The sequence below is a fragment of the Phycisphaerae bacterium genome (assembly GCA_012729815.1).
Lineage (GTDB): Bacteria > Planctomycetota > Phycisphaerae > JAAYCJ01 > JAAYCJ01 > JAAYCJ01.
In genome coordinates this window covers 1-23,391 of the sequence record JAAYCJ010000281.1, presented here as the reverse complement: position 1 = coordinate 23,391, position 23,391 = coordinate 1, and the positions used below count along the sequence as shown (strand labels likewise).

Annotated in this window: 21 protein-coding genes; 16 read left to right on the top strand and 5 right to left on the bottom strand. The window is 64.3% G+C overall.

Annotated elements, in window-relative coordinates; translation table 11 throughout:
- Positions 1–3 precede the first annotated feature (3 nt).
- The 9 genes from folK to GXY33_18135 all read left to right on the top strand — a co-directional run bounded on the left by folK (position 4) and on the right by GXY33_18135 (position 8,455).
- A complete protein-coding gene (gene folK / locus GXY33_18175) occupies positions 4–501 on the top strand; it encodes a 2-amino-4-hydroxy-6-hydroxymethyldihydropteridine diphosphokinase (GenBank protein NLX07069.1) in 498 nt (165 codons plus the stop codon).
- A 72-nt stretch (positions 502–573) separates the two neighbouring features.
- Positions 574–1,977 (top strand): glycoside hydrolase family 32 protein, encoded by a 1,404-nt coding sequence (locus GXY33_18170; protein ID NLX07068.1) that lies wholly within the window; start codon positions 574–576, stop codon positions 1,975–1,977.
- Positions 1,974–2,924 carry a cellulase family glycosylhydrolase gene (locus GXY33_18165; GenBank protein NLX07067.1) on the top strand — a complete coding sequence of 317 codons (951 nt, stop codon included), beginning with the start codon at positions 1,974–1,976 and terminating at the stop codon, positions 2,922–2,924. The genes GXY33_18170 and GXY33_18165 overlap by 4 nt, the downstream gene beginning before the upstream one ends.
- A 329-nt stretch (positions 2,925–3,253) precedes the next feature.
- The gene (mtnA, locus tag GXY33_18160; protein NLX07066.1) at positions 3,254–4,312 is read left to right on the top strand and encodes an S-methyl-5-thioribose-1-phosphate isomerase; all 1,059 of its coding nucleotides are present in this window, start codon (positions 3,254–3,256) and stop codon (positions 4,310–4,312) included.
- Positions 4,313–4,322: 10 nt separating this feature from the next.
- The gene (locus tag GXY33_18155) at positions 4,323–5,180 is read left to right on the top strand and encodes an AraC family transcriptional regulator (protein NLX07065.1); all 858 of its coding nucleotides are present in this window, start codon (positions 4,323–4,325) and stop codon (positions 5,178–5,180) included.
- 167 nt (positions 5,181–5,347) lie between these two features.
- Complete coding sequence (locus GXY33_18150) at positions 5,348–6,097, top strand: sugar phosphate isomerase/epimerase (protein NLX07064.1); 750 nt, start codon at positions 5,348–5,350, stop codon at positions 6,095–6,097.
- Positions 6,090–7,295, top strand: a complete 1,206-nt coding sequence (locus GXY33_18145) for a Gfo/Idh/MocA family oxidoreductase (protein NLX07063.1) — start codon at positions 6,090–6,092, stop codon at positions 7,293–7,295. Before GXY33_18150 ends, GXY33_18145 begins: the two co-directional genes overlap by 8 nt.
- 163 nt (positions 7,296–7,458) lie before the next feature.
- Entirely contained in the window at positions 7,459–8,043 is a 585-nt protein-coding gene (locus GXY33_18140) for a nucleotidyltransferase domain-containing protein (protein NLX07062.1), read from the top strand.
- Entirely contained in the window at positions 8,018–8,455 is a 438-nt protein-coding gene (locus GXY33_18135) for a DNA-binding protein (protein ID NLX07061.1), read from the top strand. Before GXY33_18140 ends, GXY33_18135 begins: the two co-directional genes overlap by 26 nt.
- Before the next feature lie 98 nt (positions 8,456–8,553).
- Here GXY33_18135 and GXY33_18130 read toward each other — a convergent pair whose 3' ends face one another.
- From GXY33_18130 to mreD, 5 genes are read right to left on the bottom strand one after another with little or no spacing between them, the layout of a single operon-like run.
- Positions 8,554–9,822 (bottom strand): alpha/beta hydrolase, encoded by a 1,269-nt coding sequence (locus GXY33_18130; protein NLX07060.1) that lies wholly within the window; start codon positions 9,820–9,822, stop codon positions 8,554–8,556.
- Positions 9,806–10,642 (bottom strand): alpha/beta hydrolase, encoded by an 837-nt coding sequence (locus GXY33_18125; protein ID NLX07059.1) that lies wholly within the window; start codon positions 10,640–10,642, stop codon positions 9,806–9,808. The genes GXY33_18130 and GXY33_18125 overlap by 17 nt, the downstream gene beginning before the upstream one ends.
- On the bottom strand, positions 10,639–11,913 hold the full coding sequence (locus tag GXY33_18120; GenBank protein NLX07058.1) for a rod shape-determining protein RodA: 1,275 nt from the start codon (positions 11,911–11,913) through the stop codon (positions 10,639–10,641). Before GXY33_18120 ends, GXY33_18125 begins: the two co-directional genes overlap by 4 nt.
- 1 nt (position 11,914) lies before the next feature.
- Positions 11,915–14,059 (bottom strand): hypothetical protein, encoded by a 2,145-nt coding sequence (locus tag GXY33_18115; GenBank protein NLX07057.1) that lies wholly within the window; start codon positions 14,057–14,059, stop codon positions 11,915–11,917.
- A 39-nt stretch (positions 14,060–14,098) separates the two neighbouring features.
- Positions 14,099–14,578 (bottom strand): rod shape-determining protein MreD, encoded by a 480-nt coding sequence (gene mreD, locus GXY33_18110; GenBank protein ID NLX07056.1) that lies wholly within the window; start codon positions 14,576–14,578, stop codon positions 14,099–14,101.
- A 110-nt stretch (positions 14,579–14,688) separates the two neighbouring features.
- Here mreD and GXY33_18105 point away from each other — a divergent pair, with 110 nt between their 5' ends.
- From GXY33_18105 to GXY33_18075, 7 genes are all read left to right on the top strand, one after another.
- Positions 14,689–17,223, top strand: a complete 2,535-nt coding sequence (locus GXY33_18105) for a tetratricopeptide repeat protein (protein NLX07055.1) — start codon at positions 14,689–14,691, stop codon at positions 17,221–17,223.
- Positions 17,224–17,741: 518 nt separating this feature from the next.
- Positions 17,742–18,182: a response regulator gene (locus tag GXY33_18100; protein ID NLX07054.1), complete on the top strand. Its 441-nt coding sequence runs from the start codon at positions 17,742–17,744 to the stop codon at positions 18,180–18,182.
- A 22-nt stretch (positions 18,183–18,204) separates the two neighbouring features.
- Complete coding sequence (locus GXY33_18095) at positions 18,205–19,626, top strand: response regulator (GenBank protein NLX07053.1); 1,422 nt, start codon at positions 18,205–18,207, stop codon at positions 19,624–19,626.
- A 69-nt stretch (positions 19,627–19,695) separates the two neighbouring features.
- Positions 19,696–20,340, top strand: a complete 645-nt coding sequence (locus GXY33_18090; protein NLX07052.1) for a response regulator transcription factor — start codon at positions 19,696–19,698, stop codon at positions 20,338–20,340.
- Between the two features lie 237 nt (positions 20,341–20,577).
- Positions 20,578–20,994 (top strand): hypothetical protein, encoded by a 417-nt coding sequence (locus GXY33_18085; protein NLX07051.1) that lies wholly within the window; start codon positions 20,578–20,580, stop codon positions 20,992–20,994.
- 26 nt (positions 20,995–21,020) lie between these two features.
- A complete protein-coding gene (locus GXY33_18080; protein ID NLX07050.1) occupies positions 21,021–21,236 on the top strand; it encodes a carbon storage regulator in 216 nt (71 codons plus the stop codon).
- A gap of 84 nt (positions 21,237–21,320) precedes the next feature.
- Entirely contained in the window at positions 21,321–22,643 is a 1,323-nt protein-coding gene (locus GXY33_18075) for a glycosyltransferase family 4 protein (GenBank protein NLX07049.1), read from the top strand.
- The last annotated feature ends 748 nt before the right edge of the window (positions 22,644–23,391 follow it).

Below are 23,391 nucleotides of genomic sequence, written 5' to 3'. Positions count from 1 at the left end.
GCCATGGCCGGGCGGTCCGGGGTCAAGTCCGGGGCCGAGGCGTACATCGGCTTGGGGTCGAACATCGAGCCGCGGGCCAGGTACATCGAACGGGCGATCAACGCCCTGAGTGGCCACAAACGAATTGAGGTGGTGCGGGTCAGTTCGGTTTACCAGACCGCCGCTATCGGCGGTCCGGAGGGGCAGCCGGATTTCCTGAACGCGGTGGCGAGGATCAACACGTCGCTGGAACCGGAAGGACTGCTCGACGTTTTGCAGGCCATCGAGCGCGAGTTGGGGAGGAAGCGCACCACGGTCTGGGGTCCGCGGACGATCGATCTCGATATTCTGCTCTACGGGGAGGAGATCATCTCGACCGATCGGCTGATGGTTCCTCATCCGCTGATGCACGAGCGGCGGTTCGTGATGCAGGGCCTGGCGGAGATCGCGCCGGACGTGGTGCATCCCATCATCCAGATGTCGGCCCAGACGATCTTGGAGAACCTCGGCGACGAGACGTAGGGCGGATAGACATCCGCGGTGATTTTCCATTCGCTTTTCCCGCTTGCATTCATCGGTTCGGGGATTAGATTCGTGGCGGCGTTGTCGGGCGTGACGGAGGTTTGGGTCGAGGAGCAGGTTATGTCCGGCGGATTGTACGATGAGATTCATCGGCCGCAATTTCATTTCAGCGCGGCGCGGAACTGGCTGAACGATCCGAACGGTCTGGTGTACTACGAGGGCGAGTACCACCTTTTCTTTCAGTACAATCCGTTCGGCTGCGCATCGGCTCATAAGCACTGGGGCCATGCGGTCAGTGCGGACCTGGTGCACTGGACGGAGCTTCCGGTGGCGATCTTTCCGGACCATCTGGGCGAGGCGTGGTCGGGCTCGGCGGCGGTGGATTGGGACAACACGGCTGGGTTTCAGACGGGGCCCAAACCGGTCCTGGTCGCGGTTTACACCAGCCAGGGCTACGACCACGGTCTGCCGCAGTCGCAATCGCTGGCGTACAGCGTTGACCGCGGACGGGTGTGGCACAAGTACGTGGGCAACCCGGTGCTGTCGGAGGTGGACCGCGACCCGCGGATCTTCCGGCACCAACCCAGCGGGCGATGGATCATGGCGCTGTTCCAGAAGGCGTCGATTGTCTTTTTCAGTTCGCCCGATTTGAAGCGCTGGACGCGGCTGAGCGCGATCGAGGGATTTCATGAGTGTCCGGACCTCTTTGAGCTGCCGGTGGACGGCGAGGCCGGGAGGACCCAGTGGGTCTTGCACGGGGCCAACGGCGAGTACCTGGTTGGCGAGTTCGACGGTGCGACCTTCAAGCCGCAAAGCGAGAAGCGCAAGCTCGACTGGGGCAACTGTCTGTATGCTCCGCAGACGTGGAACGACGTGCCCGACGGCCGGCGCGTTCAGATCGGCTGGGCCGCCGGCGGGCGGTTCGACGCTCCACTTCCCGGTATGCCGTACAGCCAGTTCATGACGTTTCCGGTGGAGCTGTCGCTTCGGCGGGTTGACAAGGATGTCGTCGTCTGTCGTTGGCCGGTACGGGAGATTGAGAATATCCGCACTGGCACGCGCCGTTTGGGGCCGCTGACGCTGAGGTCGAACGAGAATGCATTGGCCGACGTTTCCAGCGAGTTGCTTGATATAGAGCTTGAGACGGACGCTGCAGACGGAAGTTTCGTCTTCGAGCTTCACAATCAGACGGTGGTGTACGATGCGAAGGAGCGGCGGCTTACGGCGGCGGGGCGTTCGGCCCCGCTGGAGCCCGTGGACGGTCGGATCGGCCTGCGCATCCTGGTGGATCGGTCAATCATCGAGATTTTCGGCAACGGCGGATTGGTTTCGATGAGCTGTTACTATGAGGCGACCGAAGGCGAAGCGATGCGGCCGGCGAGCCTTCGGGTCGAAGGCGGCCAGGCGCACGTGACGGACCTGAGCGTGTCGGAGTTGCGGTCGGTGTGGGATCGGGTGAAGGAGAAGCGGTCATGAATATTCTGAACGACACATCTTACTCGTGGGTTCGCGGGTTCAACTATCAGCCGAGCTACGCCAGCCACGGGTTGGAGCTGTGGGGCGCGAAGTTCAACCTAGCGGCGATCGAGCGGGAGATCGGCCGAGGCAAACGGTTTTTCCCCGGCATGAACACGCTTCGGCTGTGGCTTTCGCACGACGCGTTTATCCAGGACCCGGAGGGCTTTGTCGAGCGGTTCGCGCGGGTGCTGGACGTGGTCGAGGGGTATGGGCTTCGCGCGATCGCGACGCTGTTCAACGGATGGCGGAGCTATCCGGATTTCGGCGGGACGTCGATCGAGCAGATTCGGACGTTCGGCGGTGACGAGGGGATCTACGGTCGGTACCTGGACCGCGTGGTGGGATCGCTGGCTGAGGATCAGCGAATTCTGCTGTGGGATCTGTGCAACGAGCCGTTCAACAACGTTCCGGCCGAAGAGAGCCGCAAGCACGTGCTGGATTGGCTGACGAGGCTTTCCCAGCGTTGCAAGTCGCTGGGGGCGGCGTCGCCGCTGTGCGTGGGTCACGTTCCCTCACTAGCGGAGATCGAGCGGATCGAGCCGATTTCCGATGTGATCACGTTTCATCCGTACTACGCGTGGAATTCATTTGCTCCGACTCCGGCGGACGTTGAGGCGGTGGTAGACGAGACGGTGGCGTTGGCCAATCGCGTCGGCAAGCCGCTGCTGGCGACGGAGACGGGATGGGGCGCGCTGGAGGACGCCAAGCGGGTGGAGGTGCTCACGGCGGAGTTGAGCATTCTCGCCAAACGGAAGATCGGTTTTACCGCCCACGCGCTGCACGAGTCGCCCGTGGCGGACCTGCACCGTGCGCAGTACGGGCCGATCGGCTTGGCTGGGTTCATGGCGTTCGTGCTGATGGACGGTTCGCTTCGGCCGGGCCACGAGGTGTTCAATCGGTTCTGATGCCGAGGGAGGGTCACCAGCGGATGACGCGCTGGCGATAGCGGATGTCGTCTCCACGACTTCGGCGCTAACGTCGTCTTCCGCTGAGAAGGTTCTTCGCATCGGCGATGCAGGCGAGAGCCATATGCCAGATGCTCCGGGTCATCGTGCCGTGAATGCGTCTGACGCCAGCACATCCGTCAGTGTGGATCGCGTCGATAGATGTCGAATGGCTACAGGAGTGGAGATTGGGCGGGAAGGGGCGGGCCGGATATGATATAAGAAGGTCACGGTGAGCGGCGGCGGTTCGCCGCGACGAGTCGGTCAGGAGACAAAGAGTGGAACGGACGATTGCGTTGCCGGAGACGCTGCGATGGGCGGGCGGAGTGGACGGTCGGCTTGAGTTGATCGATCAGCGGTTGCTGCCGGGCGAGGTCGTGTACCTGGCGTGCGAGACGGTCGAGCAGGTGTACGAGGCGATTGCGACGCTGGCGGTTCGCGGAGCTCCGGCGATTGGAGTCTCAGCGGGATACGGCGCGGTGATCGCGGCGCGGCGCGGCAATGACCTGCGCGAGGCGGTGGCCAAACTTGAGGAGGGCGTGGCCTATCTGAAGCGATCGCGGCCGACGGCGGTGAACCTGTTCTGGGCGCTGGATCGGATGGCGTCGAAGGGTCGGGAACTGGCGAAGACGGCCGGCGGTCGCGAGGCGTTTCTGGACGGGCTGCTGGCGGAGGCGAAGGGGATTGACGAAGAGGACCGGGCCATGTGTCGGTCGATCGGTCGGCACGGGGCGGCGTACATCCGCGACCGGTCCGGCGTGCTGACGCACTGCAACGCCGGATCGCTGGCCACCGCGTTTTACGGGACGGCGCTGGCGGTGATCTTTGAGGCGTGGGCGCAGGGCCGGCGGTTTTCGGTGCTGGTCGACGAGACGCGGCCGGTGCTGCAGGGCTCGCGCCTGACGTATTGGGAGTTGGCGCAGGCGGGCGTGGACGCGACGCTGATCTGCGACGATATGGCCGGCTACGCGATGCAGTTGGGCAAGGTCAACGTGGTGATCACCGGGGCCGACCGGATCGCGGCGAACGGCGACGTGGCCAACAAGATCGGCACGTACAGCCTGGCGGTGCTGGCCCGGCAGCACGGGATTCCGTTCTACGTGGCGGCGCCGGTCAGCACGTTCGACCTGAGCCTGGCCGGCGGCAGGGACATTCCGATCGAGGAGCGCAACGCCGATGAGGTCCGCCGTATGGGCGATCGCTGTATCACGGTGAGCGACGCGAAGGTGTGGAACCCGGCGTTCGACGTGACGCCGGCTGAGCTGGTCAGTGCGATCATCACCGACCGCGGCGTGATCGAGCAGCCGACGGCGCAGAAGATCGCGCAATTCTTCGCAGGATCGAAATAGAAGCGGTGGCATGGTTACGCGGCCCGGGCTTTCTGTGGAAAGTGTCTCGCGGGCGTCGTCCGCTGAGCCGGTGGTGCGCATCGTGCCGGTGTTCGACGGGATGGGCATCATCGAGGTCCAAGCGGCGTACGAGTATCCAGCCCATCGGCACCAGCAGTACGAGATCATCCTGGTCGATCAGGGGGTGTATCGGTGCCGGCTGAACGAAGAGCGGCTGGTGCTGGGTCGCAACGACGTGCTGGTGATTCGGCCGGGCGACCTGCATCAGGACTACTGCGAGCCGCCGCTGCGGTACTTCGGTCTGGCGTTCCATTTCGACACGCGGTGGTACGGCGAGGAGCCGCCGGGCCTTCTGGCTGAGTCGGTGGGTCCGTCGGGGCAGCGGTTCCGGGCCGAGCGGCGGACCTTCTGGCCGCTGATCCGGGCGATCCAGCGCGAGGGGCGAAAGGCGGACGCGGTAGCTTCGTACGTTCAGGACGCTTTGCTGGAGCAGTTCTTCTGGAATCTCGTGCGGGCGTTTCCGCCGGAGTCGATCAACCAGCGGTTTCTGGACCTCTCCAGCGAATCCGGTTTTGCCCGGCAGTTTTCGCGGCTTTGCCGGATGAACGTGAGCAAGCCGTTGAGCGTGGCCGAGATGGCGGCGGCGCTGCACATTTCGGAGAGTTCGCTGTCGCACAAGTGCCGGGCGATCTTGGACGATTCGCCGGCGCGGCTGTTTCTGCGGGCGCGGCTGGAGCGGGCGCGGGTGCTGCTGGCGGGGTCGGAGATGACGGTCAAGGAGGCGGCGTACTGTGTGGGCTTTGACGATCCGTACCAGTTTTCGCGGGCGTTCAAGCGGATGTTCGGCCGGTCGCCGTCGGAGGTCTGAAGGGGGATTGCACGGAGCACGCGGACCACGCGGACAAGAGCGGAGGACTCCGGCTGCAGAATCTGACATTGTTTTTGCGGTTTTGGTCATGGCCGGTGCGCGGTGGCCGGAGGTATGCTGGCGGGATCGACGGCTTTCTGATGCGCAGCCGGAACAGGAGGTTTCCCATGAGCGGCAAGAAACTGGCAATCCAGAGCTATTGTTTTCGCGGGTTCAAGGACAACGCCGAGGTGGCCCAGAAGGTCAAGGCGATCGGCTTGGACGCGATCGAGGTGTGCGGCGTGCACGTGAACTTCGACGACGAGAGCACGCACGCGAAGGCGATCGCGACGTACAAGAAGGCGGGGGTGGCGATCGTGAGCATTGGAGTGCAGCGGTTCGCCGATCGGCCGGAGGTCGAGGAGAAGTACTTCCGCTTCTGCCAGGCGGCGGGGATCAAGCTGATGGGCGTGGATTTCGACGTCGCGGCGGCGCCGCAGGCGTATCGGACGGCGGAGCGGCTGGCGGACAAGTACGACGTGAATTTGGCCATCCACAACCACGGCGGGCGGCATTGGCTGGGCTCGAGCCAGATGCTGTCGGCGGTGTTCAAGCAGACCAGCCCGCGGATCGGGCTGATGCTGGATACGGCGTGGATGCTGGACTCGCACGAGGACCCGGTGGCGGTGGCTGAGCGGTTCGCCGACCGGCTCTACGGGCTGCACCTGAAGGACTTCGTGTTCGACCGTGCGGGCAAGCCGGAGGACGTGGTGGTCGGGACGGGCAACCTCGATCTGCCCAAGCTGTACCAGACGCTGGCGGCCAAAGGGTTCACCGGCGAGGAAATTCTGGAGTACGAAGGCGACGTGAACAATCCGGTCCCGGCGCTGTCAAAGTGCGTCGAGGCGGTGCAGAAGGAGCGAGTTCGTCATGGCTAAAGTGAGACTGGCCCTGGTCGGCTGCGGGAACATTTCGCGGAATCACATTCGCGGCATGCGCGATCTGCACGAGCGCGGATGCGACTGGTTCGAGGTGACGGCGTGCGTCGATCCGGTGGCGGCCAACGCCGAGCGGGCGGCGGGCGAGATCGGTCAATTCCAGAAGAACGCTCCGGCGGTGTGCGCGAGCGTCAAGGAGTTGGTGTCGCGCGGGTTGGCGGAGGCGGCGGACCTGTGCTTGCCGCACTGCTTCCATCACAATGTAGCGATCGAGTGCCTCGAAGGCGGCTTGCACGTGATGGTGGAAAAGCCGCTGGGTTTGACCATCCGGGCGAGCCGGGCGATCATCGCGGCGGCCAAGCGGGCGGGCAAAGTGCTGGCGACGGGCGAGAACATCCGCCGGTACCGGACCTCACGGGCGTGCGCGTGGGCGCTGACGCAGAAGAAGCTGGTGGGCGAGGTGCGGGCGGTGGACATCGTGCATCTGAACCACTCGCCGCTGAACCCGGCTGAGCCGCTGTGGAAATGGCGGGCGATCAAGGCGCTGACCGGCGGCGGGATGATTATGGACAGCGGTGCCCACACCTCCGATATGCTGGTCCACATGTTCGGCGAGCCGGAGACGGTGTACTGCCGGATGAGCACGCTCAGCGCGATCACAGTGGACGACGCGCCGGTGCTCGGTCGGGCGACGCTCGACGTCGAGGACGAATGGCACGTGGTGATCAACTTCAAGAACGGCGTGCGGTTCACGTGGACCTCGTCGCGGGTCTGCCCGTGCGAGGATCGCCGCCACGGGCGGTACTACGGCAGCCGCGGCATCATGACGGACAAGGGGTTCGTGATGCACCCGTTCCAGGGCGGGGGCGAGGCGGTCACCGAGGATGGGACCGTCACATCGGAACAGATCGAAGAGCAGTACCTCGCGTCGCTGAGCCAGTCCGAGCGGGAGCACCTGTTCCCGTTCGGTTCGACCGACGGCTTTGCCATCGAGGTGGCCGACTTCGTTCGCGCGGTGGCCACCGGCGGGTCGCCCGAAATGGACGGCGAGGCGGGCCTGCGTTCCAAGGCCATGTCGATCGCCTGCTACGAATCGGCGACGCGCGGCGAGATCGTGCGCTACGACGACGTGCTGGCCGGTAGGATCACCGACTACCAGGACCCGTTGGATAAGTTCTGGAAGATCCCCGGAGCGTGAAGGCTTCGTCGGTCGCCCGTGCATGGAGAGGCCGCCAACCCGGCGGACTCTTTCACCAGCAGTTCCGCTGGCTAGTTCCCATCCATATCAGCCAAAGAAGGGCTTGATAATTGTGCGCAATAAGCGCACAATTGTGCGCAATATGAGAACAGTTAGAAAGCCCATGATTGACTGGCTGTTTCCGCAGGTGCGCAAGAATGTGCTGGCCCTGTTGCTGATGGCGCCGGAGAGGCGATGGCATCTTCGCGACGTGGTGCGAAGAACCGGCGGAGCGGTCGGCACGGTCCGGCGGGAACTCAAGGGGCTGGCGGAGTGTGGCATTCTGTTGGAGACCCGCGACGGGAACCGCACGTACTACCAAGCCAATCGTCGGTGCCCGGCCTTTCCTGAGCTTTCGAGCTTGATCCGCAAGACGGCTGGCCTCGCGGACCGTCTGGCCGAAGCGCTGTCACCGTTGGCGGACCGGATCGACGTGGCGTTTGTCTATGGCAGCCAAGCCAACGGTCAAGCCGGCCCGGAAAGTGACATAGACGTGATGGTGATCGGGAAGGCTGGTTTTGCGGAAGTGGTCTCCGCAATGGGCGAAGCACAAGAGCTCATCGGACGAGAGGTCAACCCGACCGTATACTCGCGAGTGGAATTTCGCAGTAAGCTTGCGTCAGAGCATCATTTCGTTACTGCGGTAATGAAGGCGCCCAAGGTGTTTCTGATTGGAGGCGAGGATGAACTTGACCGACTGGGCGACTAACGGATGGGTCATCCCGCATCGGAGCAGCAGTCAGGAAATCGCCGACCTGCTGGCGATCGCCGACCGGGATATGAGTGATTGCCAGTCCGAGGGCCTGAGCCCGGATTGGCGGTTTAGCATCGCCTACAATGCTGTGCTGCAATCAGCGACCGCCGCTCTCGCCGCCGCAGGCTACCGGGCGGGTCGGGATTCCCATCATTACCGCATTCTGCAGTCTCTTGGCCTTACCGTCGGGCTCTCGGCCACGACAGTTCGGCAGTTGGATGCCTTTCGAAAGAAGCGGAACATGACGGAATATGAAAGGGCTGGTGGGGTATCCGACGTTGAGGTCGCGGAGATAGTTGAGGCCGCTCAAACCGTTCGGCAGCGGGTTGAGGAGTGGATTCGTCAAGAGCATCCGGAGTTGATGTAATCTTCTTTTGCTTCCTCGTCAGGGTATCGGATCGTGAACGAGAAGGTCACAGACCCCGCTCCTTCACGATCTCGCTCTCCAAGAGGGGCGATCACGTCCTACTGCTTCCTGGCCGGCAGGATTTCGTTGAGGAGCGGCAATCGCGGCAGGAGCGACGGGCGAGTGGTAGTGGTCGGCTGCGTGGTGGGTTGGCTCGCCGGATGGTCGTTGAGCCAGGCGGTGATTTCGGGAAAGACGTCGGCGGCGGCGTGCCGGCCGAGTATGATGTCGTCGTGGCCGTAGTTGGCGGCGTGGCCGTTGATCGTGCCGAACATGCGGAACCGCTTGTCGGCCGAGGCGAGCCGCTCGTGGATGACCTTGGCGCAGCCGGGGTCGATCATGTTGTCGAGCTGGCCGACGAGTTGAAAGGTCGGCGTCTCGATCTTCTCGACGAGGGCGGTGTAGTCGATCTTGCCGTCGTAGCTGTGGAAGTGGCCGGTCTTGAGGTAGCGGATGAGCTGGTCGAGCTGGCCGGGCGAGATGTCCTCCTCGCAGGTGTAATAGAACGCATGCAGCACGCCGGTATCGACGTTCCTGTCGTTCATGAAGAGCTCATCGATCTTGGTGTTGGACAGCGAGCCGGTCAGCGTGCCGACGACGGCGCGGAAGTTCGTGCCGGCGGCGAGGTTGCCGATGCGGACGAAATCCGCCTGCTGGGCCATCAGTTCATAGACGTCGTTGCCCGGCCGCACCAGCAGCATCGGTCCGGAGACACCGACGAACGAATTGATGGCTGAGGGATCGCCGGTGGCCAGGTGGGCGAACATGACCATCGCGCCCATGCTGTGGCCGATCCAGTGCACCTGCCGGTGACCGGTGGTCCGCCGGACGTAATCGATTACCGCGGGCAGGTCGTAGTGGATGTGATCATCGACGGTCCAGTTCATCCGCAGAAGGGCCGGCTGACGATTGACCAGTCCGGCCGGATTGAACACCGAGACGTTGAGGCGGAAGAGCTGCTTGAGCTGGTTGAGCTTGGGTTTGGTTGACTGGCCGGTCCCGCGCAGCGAGACGTTCCAGACGTCGTAACCGCTGCGCTGAAGATGGCGGGCCAGCGAGACGGACGAGGCGACGTCCCAGTAGCTGTTATTGTGGCTCAGGCCGTGGCAGAGGATCACCGGATCCTTCGCGTCAGACAGTTGGACCGGCGGATAGTGCCACACGTGCAGCGTCCAGTTGTCGTCGGTATCGACCCAGTGGCTCTCGCGGGGGGGCAGCTCGGGCTGCGGCAGGATTCGCTGCACCTGCTGGGCGCATCCGGAGCAGACCAGAACGAGTGCGCCGAACGCGGCGAGCCGGGCGAAAGACGCCCTACGCGGAGACTTCATCCATCCACTCCTTCAGGTCGGCCAGATAAGCCGACGGATCGGGTTCGAATTCGAGGGTGTGACAGGCATCGTCGTAGCAGGCCAGCGCCTTGCGCGGTGCCCGCCAGCTTCGGTACAGGCGGAGCGTCCGCGGGTTGTCGATGATCCGCTCATGCCCCGCCAGATACAGCTTGACCGGGAACGGGAAGTGCAGGTCGGCGATCCGCACGCGGCGGTCGAGCAGGATCGAATGGCCGAGGAACCGGGCGGTCACGCGGGTCAGGCGGTTCTCATCCGTCTCGATGAACCGCTGGCGGACCGGATTATCAGTGAAGAGCTGTGGTTCGTTGAGGGGGATCGGGAATGGCTTTCGTGGCCGTGCGAAGATCGAGAGGGCGATGTGGATCTTGACCGCCAGCGGCAGATCGACGGCTGGAAAGATGCCCGGGGTGACCAGCGTGAGGCTGGCGAACAGCTCCGGATGGGCCTGGGCGGCGGCGGCGGCGAGCTTGCCGCCCCAACTGACCGCCAGCAGGTGGACTTTCGGCTTACCGGTGCGATGGGCCAGGTCGCGGGCCAGTTCGGCTGTGTCGGCGATCCACCGGCGAAAGTGCCGCACGTCGCCGCGGGCCTCGCGGTTCAGGCCGCTGCCGCGACGATCGGGCAGAAGCACGGCGTAGCCCTGTTCGGCCAAATAACCAGCCGAGGCTTCGAACCACAACCCGTGCGACTGGATGCCGTGCAGATACAGCACGGCCGCCTTTTCGCCCGGCCAGAACCGGGCTCGGGCGGCATAGCCGTCGCTGAACGGAATGTCGATGGTCTTCGGCGTTGCCGTCATGCGTCGTCATCCGGAAACTCGAACGGCCGCGGGCCCATCACCACCGGACGGGTCCGATCGACCGACACGCACAAGCCTATCAGAATAAAGAACGTAAGCAAGCTGCTTCCGCCGTAACTGACAAACGGCAGGGTCACGCCGGTGATCGGCATCAGCCCGATGGTCATGGCCATGTTGATCGCCGCCTGGGTCAGAATCATCGCGAACGTCCCGACCACGATCAGCCGTCCGAACGGTTCGACCACCACGCCGGCGATCTCGATCAGCGAGACCACGATGATCCCGTAGAGCCCGATCACCAGGAGGCTGCCGACGAAGCCGAACTGGTGGCCGATGATCGAGAAGACAAAATCGTTGTGCGATTCGGGCAGGTGATAGGCGCCGGAGGTGTACGGGCCCGGTCCGCCGGGAAAACCCAGCACGCCGCCGGAGCCGACGGCCATCTTCGAGTGGTGAAGCTGATAGCCCTGTCGCGGCTCCCATCGGCGAAGCGATTCGCCCGGGCAGACGGCCTGCTTGACCCGCGGATGCTGCTCCAGGTAGGCGCGGACCTTGGGCGATTGAAGCAGCACGCCGGCCAGACGGCCCTTTTGATAGTCGGCCATCTTGAAGTAGAGCAGCGGCGAGGCCAGCACCATCAGGGCGACGATCGCCACCAGGTGCCGCGTCTTGGCCCCCGCTGCGAAGAGCGTCAGAAAGAGGACCGGAAACAGCAGCATCACCGTGCCCAGGTCCGGTTCGAGCAGGATCAGGATCATCGGAAGAAGCGTGAAGGCGAACGGCTCGATCAGCCCGAGAAACCGACGGTAGTTGCTCCGGTAGCGCAGGTACATCGCCAGGGCCAGGATGTAGCTGATCTTGACGAGCTCGGACGGCTGGATCTGGAAGAAGGGGAGCTTGATCCAGCGGCACGAACCGTTGATCTTCGGGAAAACGTCCTTGACGACCGGCGCCGACTGGCCGAGATGCCCGAAGACCAGCACGGCGAAGAGCAGCGCGATGGTCAGGGCGAAAAGCGGATAGGCCCACCGGCCGATGCGAAGGTAACTGATCTTGCTGACCGCCAGCATCGCGATCAGCGAGACGGCCAGGTACGCGGCCTGGCGCTTCAGATAGCCGGGGGCAAATGTCGAGGTCGGCCCGGTCCCGTCGGCGAGCCGGGCAAAGACGATCAGGCCGATCAGCGAGAGGGTGACCGAGGCGAGGATGATCGCCCACGAGGCGGGCGAGAGCTTCAGGAGCGCCGTGATGGACCAGCCGTTGGCTCGCATCTTAGTTCAGGTATCCCAATTCGAGGCACTTGTGGGCGATATCGCGAAAGACCGGCCCGGCGGCGGAACCGCCGGCCATGCCGTATTCGATCAGGACGACGACGGCGACCCGCGGCCGATCGGCTGGAGCGTAGCCCATGAACCAGGCATGGGCCAGCGACTCGCGTTCCTCCTCGTCGGCGACGGTCGGATAGACCACGCGTTCGTAGGTGAAATCGGCGGCTTCGGGTTCGACGGCGAGCGTATCCTGGACGAACCGCTGGCGGTCGAAGGCGTAGTCATCCCGCCGCTGCGGCAGACCGTCGCGGAAGACGGTGTAGGAGACCTTCCAGAGCTTGATCAGGTCGGCCTCGGCCGAGCCGGTCTTGCCCGCCAGGCGCACGCGGTCGCTGTGGGCGTACTCGTAGGCGGTCGCCGACCGGTCGTTGATCACCCTGTCCATACCCTCTCGCACCAGCCGCAGGGCCCGCGCGTCGTGGTTCAGCCGGGCGATCGGCGGGTTGGGCCGTTCCTCGATCAAACGGACCGGCCTCAACTCGTCGGTCAGCAGGGCTGAGAGCATCACGGCCGCCTGGAGCGGCGTGACCAGCAGATCGCCCTGGCCGATCGCCATGTTCCACGCGTCGCCGACGCTCATGCCGCGCTGGTGGCGGCGCTGGACCCACTCGGGAGTCGGCACGCGGCCGGCGTAGCAGAACAGCGGGAACCGGTGCGCCTCGTCGCCGAAGGTGCCGGGCGGCTTGGCTCCGAGGCCGTAGATGCGGTAGCACTCCGCCAGCCGTTCGGCCCCGATCGCCTGACCGACGTGGTAGAAGAAGATGTCGCAACTGTGGGCGATGCCGCCGACCACGTCGAGCGTTCCGTGGCCCGCCGGCTGCCAGCAGCGGAAGGCTTTGATCGACGGGTCCATTTGGGCGTGCGGTTCGCAGGTGAAGGTCCGGTCGAACCCGATCGCCCGGCGGTCCAGAGCGATCTGGGCCACCGCCGGTTTGATGATCGAGCCGGGCGGGTACTGGCCCATCAGGGCGCGGTTGAACATGGGCTTGCCCTTGTAGTCGTCCTTGAGGGCTTCGAACTCCTCGCCGTACCGGGCTGGATCGAATCGTGGAACCGAAGCCAGGGCCAGAAGGCTCTGGTCGCGAAGGTCGAGTACGACCGCAGCCGCCCCGGTGGGATAGTCGCGCGGCGAGCCTTCCGGTTCCGGGCGGCGCAGCTCGATCAGCCGCTGTTCCAGAAGTTCCTCGACATACTCCTGGAGATCCAGGTCGATGGTCAGCAAGATATCGTGGCCGTCGACCGGTTCGACCTCACGTTGAGGCGGGTCGGCCAGTTGCGCCCAGCCGCGATGGCCCTTAAGCTGCGTCTCGCAGGCCAGCTCCAGGCCGCTGATGCCGCGAACTTCGCCGGGCAGATAGTCATGATCCTGCTTTTCGGAGGTTTTCCGGGCCGATCCGGGCAGGGCGCGGCTTCGTCCCAGGAGGTGGCAGAGGGTCTGGCCGCGGCAGTAGACGCGCGACCGGCTGGGCAAAACGACCGCCCACGGCTGATCGACCAGGGCCATCCGCAGCCGGACGGCGTCGGCCTCGGTCAGATCGGTGGCGATCGGGTGGAGCAAGCGTTCCTCAGCCAGCGGATAGTCGGCCGGGCCGTGACGGGCTTCGACCGCTTTGCGGATGCGGCTGACGATCTCGATCGTGTTGCGGCAGCGAGCCTCCAACTCACCCGGCGGCACAACGATCAGTTCGGCCAGATCGGACCAGAACCGTGCGAGCCGCCGGTCCAGTTCCTGGCGAAGGAACTCATCGTTTGGACGGGAGGGCTGGCTGGCGTTGCGATACTCCTTGCGCATCTCGCGCAGGCACTGGCTGACCCACTGCCCATCCGGTTTCATAGCGGGGTACAGCACGCCCAGTTCGAAGGCGGGACGATTGGTGACCAGTTCCGCGGTCCCGCGTCCGCCGGCCGTTCTGGCCAGGATTCGCCCACGGTTGGCTGGGATGGGCAGGTACATCGGCTCGCGGCGGGTCTCAAGTTCGGTGCGGAAGTGGTCGGCGCGGCGCACCTGAAGATTGGCCAGCCGGCCGACGAGGGCCGCACCGACGAACGCGGAGATCAGCAGCAGGATTTTGATCCGGGACTTGAACACAAGCCGCTCGCCTTGACGCTTTACTTATTGTATCCGGTTTCACCGCCCGGGCTTCAGGCGGCGTCCGAGGAACTGGCGGACCAGGGCGGCGGCCAGGGCGGTCGCCGCAGCCTGGAGCGCGACCTGGAATACTCCCAATCCGGTTGGCACCCCTCCCGGGGCCACCGCCGCAATCAGCCGGTAGACCATCAACATCGCCAGGAACGAGATCGCCGCGGCGAAGGCATGGGCAGTAGCCAGTTCGGCGAAGAGGATCGGTTTGATCGCCCGCACGAACCAGGCCACGACGGCGAACGCCACCGTCTGCGAACCGAGTGGAGCGAGGCTGGACAGGTCCGCCAGCGCTCCCAAGACCAGCGCCGCCAGCAGCACCCGCTCGTCCTGGGCGGTCAGGAGATAGTAGACGGCGACCACGATGAACAGGTTCGGCTGAAAACTCTCGGGCAGCAGAACGGGAACCAGAGCGGTCTGCAGGACCGTGGTCACGTAGGCGACGATACCGAAGTTCAGCCAGTTCATAGATACGACAGTATACCCGCGTTGGGTGGCGATGGATAGGCTGGCTTGCACGATCGGTGCGGCTCCAGTAGTATGGGCGGCGTCGGGGACGGCTGGAGACCGCCGAAGCGATGACGGTAAAGCGGGCACGAGTTCGGAATGCGACGAAGGCGGCGCCTCCAGCCAACGAGGCCCCGTCGAACCCGTCCCGTCGCCGTCGTCCGTGGCGGGCAGCCGTGGTGATGTTCCTGCTGGCCTTGGCGGTCCGGCTGGCTTACCTGTATGAGAGCGCCGAGAACCCGACGTTCGAGTCGCCGGTGGTCGACGCCTACACCTACGATCGGATGGCCCGCGACCTGGCGGCGGGACAGGGATTCGACGATCGGTTTTTCTGGCAGCCGTTTCTGTACCCGACGTTTCTGGGCACGGTGTACGCGGTGACCGGCGGCTCGATGGTCTGGGCGAAGATCGTCCAGGCGGTGATCGGGGCGATCACGTGCGCGCTGACGTTCCGGCTGGGACGGAAGGCGTTCGGCTGGCCGGTTGGAGTGATCGCAGCCGTCGCGGTCGCCTTCTACGGACCGCTGATATTCTTTGAGGGTGAGTTAGTGGCGGCGGGTCTGGCTGCGTTCTGGTCGGTGGCGATGGTCCTGCTGTTCCTGCGGACGGCGGAGCGGAAGACCTTGCCGGCCGGACTGGTTCTGGGACTGGCGGCCGCGGCGGCGGTGCTGACGCGCCCGACCTTTTTGCCCTTTGTGGCCGCCGGGGCGATCTGGCTGGCCCTGGTGATGATCCGCAACGCGGATCGGCGGCGGACGGCGGCCGTTTTGCTTGCCGGAGCGGGCGGGTTTGCCGTGGGCTCGGTGCCGGTGGCCCTGCTGGACCGCCAGGCCACGGGCAAATTCGCCGTCCTGCCGGCCAGCGGAGGGATCAACCTCTACATCGGCAACAATCCGGACGTCTGTCGAACCCTCAACGTCCGTCCGGGCCAGTCGTGGGACGATCTGGTGGGCCTGCCCGCCCGGCACGGAGCGGTGGGGCTGTGGGAGGAGCAGCGGTTTTTCAACCGCCAGGTGCTGGACTTTGCCACCGAGCAACCCGCGGCATTCCTAAGTGGGTTATGGGAAAAGGGTTTGCGTTTCGTCACGTCGCGGGAACTGCCGCGGAACGTGGACATGTATCTGTACAGGAGATGGTCCGCGCTGCTGTCCGGGCTGGCGTGGAAGGTCGGGGAGTTTGGGTTTCCCTTTGGCCTGCTCTTGCCGATGGCGGCGATAGGCGCGGCGCTGTACGGGCGGCGGATTCCGGGGCCGGTGGTGCTGTTCGTGGTGCTCTACCCGCTGGCGGTGGTGGCGGTGTTCGTGACCGCGCGGTATCGCGTGCCGGTGGTACCGGTACTAGCCGTCTTGGCGGGGGCCGGAGTGGTGGGCTTGGTCGAGGCGATCCAAAGGCGTCGTATCCGGCGGCTGATGGCGGTGGTGGGGCTGGCTTTGGTGATCGTGGTAGCGGGCGTCGCGGCTGGGCCGTTCTGCGAGGAACGGCTCGACTACGAAGCGGAACTGCACTTTGCGTTGGCCCACCACGCGGTGGATCGGGACCAGTTGGATCTGGCGGTGGAGGAGTTTGCGCGGACGGCGGAGCTGCGGCCGGACCTACCGGATGCCTATTTCGGCCGGGCGTTCGTGCTGGCCCGGCAGGGGAAGACCGCTGAGGCGATCGCGGACTACCGGGTTGCCCTGGAGCTCAAGCCGGACTACAGCGAGGCGCACTTCAACCTTGGCTTGGTGCAGGCGGAACTGGGGGAGTTCGAAGCGGCGCGGGAGCATTACGAAGAGGCGCTGAGGCTGGTGCCGTCTCATCATCGGGCGCGGGTGAACCTGGCGGTGGTTCTGGGTCGGCTTGGGCTGATAACCGATGCGCTCGAGCAGGCCAAGCGGGCGGTGCAAATCAAGGGAGACTATCCGGAAGCTCACCTGCATCTGGGGCATCTACTGGTGGAAACCGGAGAGGTCGATGAGGCGGCTGGACATTACCGCGAGGCATTGCGGCTTTGTCCAGACAATACGGAGGCGGCAAGCCGCCTGGGATTGTTGCTCTATAAGCAACAGCAGTACGATCAGGCGGCCGAGCTGTTCGGTCGGTCGCTGGAGATCGACCCGAACCAGCCGGAGGTCCACGCGCTGCTGGCCGATGTGCTGGCGGTTCGTGGGCAGCCTGAGGCGGCGGCGGAGCATTATCGTCTGGCCATTGAGGGGAATCCGGAACTGGCCTCGGCCCACTATCGGCTTGGGCAGGTTCTCGAGAGGCTTGGGCAGATGAACGCCGCGGCGACGGCCTATCGACAGGCGGTGGCTCTGAAACCGGACCAGCCGGAGATGCTGAATGCCCTGGCGTGGCTGCTGGCGACGGTTCCGGCGATATCGGCTCCCGCAGAGGCGGTTGATCTGGCCCGCAAGGCCCATGCGCTGACCGATGGGAGTGATCCGGCGGTATTGGACACCTTGGCGGCGGCGTTGGCGGCGGCGGGGCAGTTCGACGAGGCGCGGGAACTGGTAAGCCGGGCGATCGTGCTCTGCCGCCAGAAGGGTCGCCAAGAGGTTCTGGGGGAACTGCAGGGCCGTCTGGACCTCTACACTGCGGGTCAGCCGTACGTTCAGCAGCCCTGAGTTCCCATCGGCGGAGGCGAGGTTCCGCAGCGCGTTCGATGTGGGAAAAAGTTGTAAATAGCACTCCGGTCGGTTATAAGATTAAGTGTGGTTGTGAAGGCAATCGCGACTGGCCGCTGATCGTATAATGGGGATAGGGAAGGCGGGTCCGGTCGGGCTCGGCGGACCGAGGTTTTTGGGCTCGTTCTGAATGGGATAGATCTCTCGGAAATCGCAACGTCTTGTTGTGTATTGGAAGTGAGACTGAGTATTTCTCAACTTGCCGTGCTGTCGCAGAGCCAGATGCTCCTTTCTTGCTGGTCTGCCGGTTAGTCAGTCCTTTCATTTTGAGTGGTCTAAGTCAGGATGCCGAGACGCGGAAGCGGCGGTAGAGACGTTGAGAAAAGAGAAGAGGATATAGCTGAAACGGGATCCAGGTTGGGTTCCGTCTCAACCGATGCAGACAGCGGTGGCGTCTGCATGACACGGGCGGACCAGCCGATTCCGGCTCGACTTCCCGGCACTTCTGGAGCGTATGTATGAACGGTGCGGTTCTGACAAGACCAAGAGAAATCCTCTTGATCGAAGATAATCACGGCGACGTGCTGCTGACGAAAGAGGCCCTGCGGGACGCGCCGGTGAAGCTGCACGTCCTGGAGGACGGCAGCAACGCCATGGAGTTTCTTCATCGCCAGGGCCGGTACGCCCACCAGAACAAGCCGGACCTGGTGATCCTGGATCTGAATCTGCCGAAAAAGAGCGGCCGGGAGATCCTGACCGAGATGAAAGCCCACCCGGACCTAAGGCGGATTCCGGTGGTGATTCTGACCACGTCCGACTCGGATGAGGACGTGATCGAAGCCTATAATATGCAGGTGAACTGCTACATTTCGAAGCCGGTGGACTACGAGAACTTCGTGCGGGTCATCAGGGCGATCGAGACGTTCTGGTTCAAGACGGCGGCGTTGCCGACGAGGTGATTCAGACGGCGAGTGGGGGTGCTTGACGTTGATGTTGGTCGAATCGATTCGGATTCTGTTGGTGGAGGACAACCCGGGGGATGCGCTGCTCCTCAAGGAAGTCCTGAAGGAAACCTCGGTCACGAAGTTCGCGGTGACGGAAGCCCAGTGCCTGGCGGAGGCGGTCGAGCGGTTGGGCGCGTCGAGTTTCGACGTGGTGCTGCTGGACCTTTCGCTTCCGGACAGCGTGGGCCTGGACACGGTGTCGCGGATTCAGCCGGTTTGTCCGTCGGCCCCGATCGTCGTGCTGACGGGGCTCGACGATGAGCTGCTGGCGTTCGAAGCGGTCCGGGCGGGCGCCCAGGACTATCTGGTCAAGGGGCAGTACGACACCCATCTGCTGGTGCGGTCGATCCGCTACGCGATCGAACGGAAGCGGTTTGAGGATGCCCTGCGCAAGTCCAACGAGCTGCTGGAACGGATGTTCTCGAACATTCACCTTCTGGTGGCCTACCTCGATACGGACCTGAACTTCATCCGCGTGAATCGGGCCTATGCGATGGCCGACGGGCAGGAGCCGGATTTTTTCGTGGGCAAGAATCACTTCAAGCTCTATCCCAACGAAGAGAACGAGGGCATCTTCCGCCGGGTGCTTGCCACCGGCGAAGCCTACGTGGCCCACGAGAAGCCGTTTCGCTATTCCGGGAGTCCGGACCGCGGAGTTACCTATTGGGACTGGAGTCTCCAGCCGTTGACGGGCCCCGACGGCCGGCCGGAGGGGCTGGTGCTCTCGCTGCTGGACGTGACGGAGCGCCGGCGGCTGCAGGAGGAGATCCTCGAGATTTCCGACTCCGAGCGTCGGCGGATCGGACAGGATCTGCACGACGTGCTGGGTCAGACCCTGACGGGCATGGCGTTTCTCAGCAAGGTTCTGGAGCAGAAGCTGGCGACTCGCCGTGTGCCGGAGGCCCAGGACGCGGGCGAGTTGTCGCGGCTGGCGAATCAGAGCATCAAGCAGAGCCGCTCGCTGGCCCGCGGGCTGTGCCCGGTGGAGCTTGGGGCGGACGGGCTGATGAGTTCGCTGGAGGAGCTGGCGGCGACCACCGAGAACGTTTTCGACATTCCGTGCCGTTTTGAGTGCGATCAGCCGGTGCTGATCCACAACAATATTGAGGCGACGCACCTGTACCGCATCGCCCAGGAGGCGATCAACAACGCGGTCAAACACGGTAAGCCGAGGAATATCGTTATCAGTTTGACTTCGGGAGGCGGAGATGCTAGGCTACGCGTGACCGATGACGGGGTGGGGATCCCGGACCGGGAGGCGCCCCGCGACGGTATGGGGCTGACGATCATGAAGCACCGGGCGCGAACGATCAACGCGAACGTGGAGGTTCGCCGCAATTCCGGGGGTGGGACGGTCGTGGAGTGCCGTTTTCCCTGCTTCGGGCCGACACCGGCTTGAGAGGTGTAATGGGTATGGACGGTTTGGCGGATCATGGCTGAGAATTCCAAGAGCGGACGGGAAAAGAAGATAACGCAGGTGTACCTGGTGGACGACCATCCGGTGGTCCGGCAGGGGCTGGCCCGGCTGATCGACCAGGAGGATGACTTGGCGGTCTGCGGCGAATCGGAGACCGGTCTGGAGGCCTACAAGCAGATCCCCAAGATCAAGCCGGATATCGCGGTGGTGGACATCTCGCTGAAGGACATGAACGGCATCGAGTTGATCAAGGATCTCAAGGCCCGGATGCCGGATTTGCCGATCCTGGGCCTTTCGATGCACGATGAGTCGGTTTTTGCCGAGCGGGTGATCCGGGCGGGCGCGATGGGCTACATCATGAAGGAGGAGGCGGCCACGACGGTGCTGCAGGCGATTCGCCGGGTTGTGGCGGGGCAGATTTACCTGAGCAGCCGCATCTCTTCACGGCTGGTGTCGAAGTTTCTGACCGGTCCGGCGGAGGTGCAGAATCCGCTGGAACTGCTCAGCGACCGGGAGCTTGAGGTCTTCCAGTTGATCGGCCAGGGGTTTGGCACCCGCCAGATCGCCGAGAAGCTTCACCTGAGCGTCAAGACGATCGAGACGTATCGGGCCAACATCAAGGAGAAGCTCAAGCTCAAGAACGCCACGGAGTTGCTGCAGCACGCGATCCAGTGGGCTCAGAGCAGCAAGCTATGACTATCCGCCTGGCCGGCAAGGCATTATGAGGGATATGGGGGAATCGCCCGAGGCGTCTTTTCCTGCGTCCCCGACCCCAGAATCAGGCGTTGCGCCGATTGATATGGCGGTCGTGGTGGTCTTTAATGGCGATTGCCAGAGACCGATGCCAGAAGAGGGCGCGCGACCACTCACCGCCAGGACGTAAGTCGGGAGCCGCCTCCTCTTGTGGCCACAACAGCGCGGGAGGCACCCGAGGTGAAGAGGACAGGCAGCAAGGACGCCGTCGATCATGGCCTGCGTCCGATGGCGCAGGCGAACCGGAAGAGTATAGAGCAGCTTTCACGCATTCTCGCCCACGCCCATCAGAACGATCCCGCGGCTTTGGTCAGCCTGTACCGGTGGTTCAGCGCGCTGGCCGGCGAGCCGGATGGGGGCATGCCGCATGATCGGGCGGCGGCGGCGCGGGCGACCGCGGCGGTGATCGAGCAGATGCTCTACAGCGAGGCGGCGGACATCGACTGGGACTCTCCCGGCCAGGTGGCGCGGGAGCTGTTCGAGTCGCTGGGCGAGCACGGTCCGGCGCAGTCGGGCGCATGGGGTTCCGGACCGAAGGAGCCGGGAATTCCGGGCGGACATCCACAGCACACGCCAAGGGAGTCGGCGATGCGCTGAGTTGCGGATGCAGGAAGGAGCCTCGCATGTTGGTTCTGTCCAGGCGGAAGAACGAGACGATCGTGATCGGGGGCGAAGTCGAGATCACCGTATTGTCGATCCAGGGCAACAAGGTGAGTTTGGGCATCAGCGCCCCGCTGCACGTACGGGTGGATCGCAAGGAGCTGGCAATTCGCGACGAGTCGGTGCGGCGTGAGAAGGCGGAGTGCGAGGAACGGGCGCCGGTCGCAGCGGCCATCTGAGCGATCCGTTGAACCGGCGGGAGCAGGATACAGCGACGCTATGGCGACTACGGTGTCAGCCGCGGCCGCAAAGGGGGCAATCCGATGAGAGTGTTGATGCTGGGGTGGGAGTTCCCGCCGTTGATCAGTGGAGGACTGGGGACGGCCTGCTACGGGCTGACGAAGGCGATGAGCGAAATGGGGGTGGATATCGAGTTCGTGCTGCCGGCGCCGGTCCCTTCTGAACCGGCGGGCCATGTACGGCTGGTCTGGGCCGGCGGCGGGCTGGGAGAAGGGCGGTCGGCCCGTGGCGGGGGGCACGTGCGGTTCCATGCGGTTGCTTCAAGCCTGCGTCCGTATCAGAGCCCCGATCCCAGGCATGCGGCCGGTGGCAAGGAGCGGACGGGGACTGGGGCCTTTCGACGGGCCGGCGGCGGGGGCGGTGGTGCGGCCCATCGGCGCGGGCGAGATAAACCGGTCGAGGGATTCGCCGGGCCGGGCGGCCACTACCGGGGCGATCTGTTCGGCGAGGTGCACCGGTACGCCCACGAGGTGGCGGAACTGGCGTGCGAGGAGGAGTTCGAGATCATCCACGCCCACGACTGGATGACCTATCCGGCCGGGATCATGGCCGCCGACCTGACGGGCAAGCCGCTGGTGGTGCATGTCCACTCGACTGAATTCGACCGCTCCGGTCCCAACGTCAATCAGATCATCTACGATATCGAACGGCACGGCATGCACGCGGCCAACCGGATCATCGCGGTCAGCCATCTGACCAAGCGGCTGTGCGTGACGCATTATGGAGTCGCCGAGTCGAAGGTGGAGGTGGTGCACAACGGCTGCAGCCCGTGTGCGGCGGGGCCGATTGAGGGAATCCGCAAGGATGAAAAGGTGGTGCTGTTCCTCGGGCGGGTCACCATGCAGAAAGGCCCCGAATACTTCCTGGCTGCGGCAAAGAAGGTGCTAGAAAAGCTCGATGACGTCAAGTTCGTGATGGCGGGCAACGGCGACATGATGCGGCGGACGATCGAGATGGCGGCGGCGATGGGAGTCGGGCATCGGGTGCTGTTCACCGGGTTTCTCAGCGGCGACCAGGTGGAACGCGTGTACCGGATGGCCGACCTGTACGTGATGCCCAGCGTCTCGGAGCCGTTCGGGATCGCCCCGCTGGAGGCGATGGCCCGGCAGGTTCCGGTGATCATTTCGAAGCAGTCGGGCGTTGCGGAGGTGCTGCGGCACGTGCTGAAGGTGGATTTCTGGGATATCCACGAGATGGCCAACAAGATCATCGCCGTCTTGACTCGGCCGGTGCTGCACGAGGCGCTTCGGCGCAACGGACTGGCCGAGGTGGGCCGTTTCCGTTGGAGCGAGGCGGCGGCCCGGTGCGTAGGTATCTACCGGGCCTTGGGCGGCAGCGCGGCCTAGGCGGATGACAAGGGGTGGGCGGCGGGAGAGGATGCTTGAGGGTGCAAAGTGGCAGTCCGGTCACATTACCAACCGCTTGTGCAGGCTTTAAAGCCGTGCCGCAGGCCCTATGGCGGGAATTCGGTCCAACGGGCTTTCGCGCGGCATATCCATCTGGAGGCCCAAGGGATCGGGGATTCCCCGATGAGGCCCGACGGAGCTTCCTCGATGAGAGAATCAGTTCGCGTACCGATTGAAAAGCCTCCAGGATCGGTTAAAAGATAAGTGTACGATCGATGATGAGATTGACAACTTAATCAAACGCTCGTAGAGGCGATGAGCCGGCGACGGAGATGATCGAGACCCACGCACAAGGGCACAGGCGGGGCGGAAGCTTGAGACAAGCCGCCTGGGAGGGCCAGGGGAAAAGGCAAAGGTCACTCGGTCAGGGCTGTCGAGGCTCGGTGATCCACGAACTTCTGCCGCTGCCGCTGGGGGGTTCGGACGGGTGGGGAAGATGGCCGAACGACTTGGAATACCGGCACGAGGGGTGCGGGGTTCCGACGACGGACATTTGCTGGGGGGCCGGCTGTCTTCCCCGCGGTTCCGAAGACCGCAGGGCGGTGAGCGAACGAACCTACCATCTGCCGCTGCCGCTAGGGAGTACGAGCGGGTGGGGAGGCTGGCCGAGGAAGGGTCGAAGCCATGCACGGGGGGCTGTGCGACGACTTTGACCAAACGGGAGGTCGGCTACTTCCCCACACGCTCG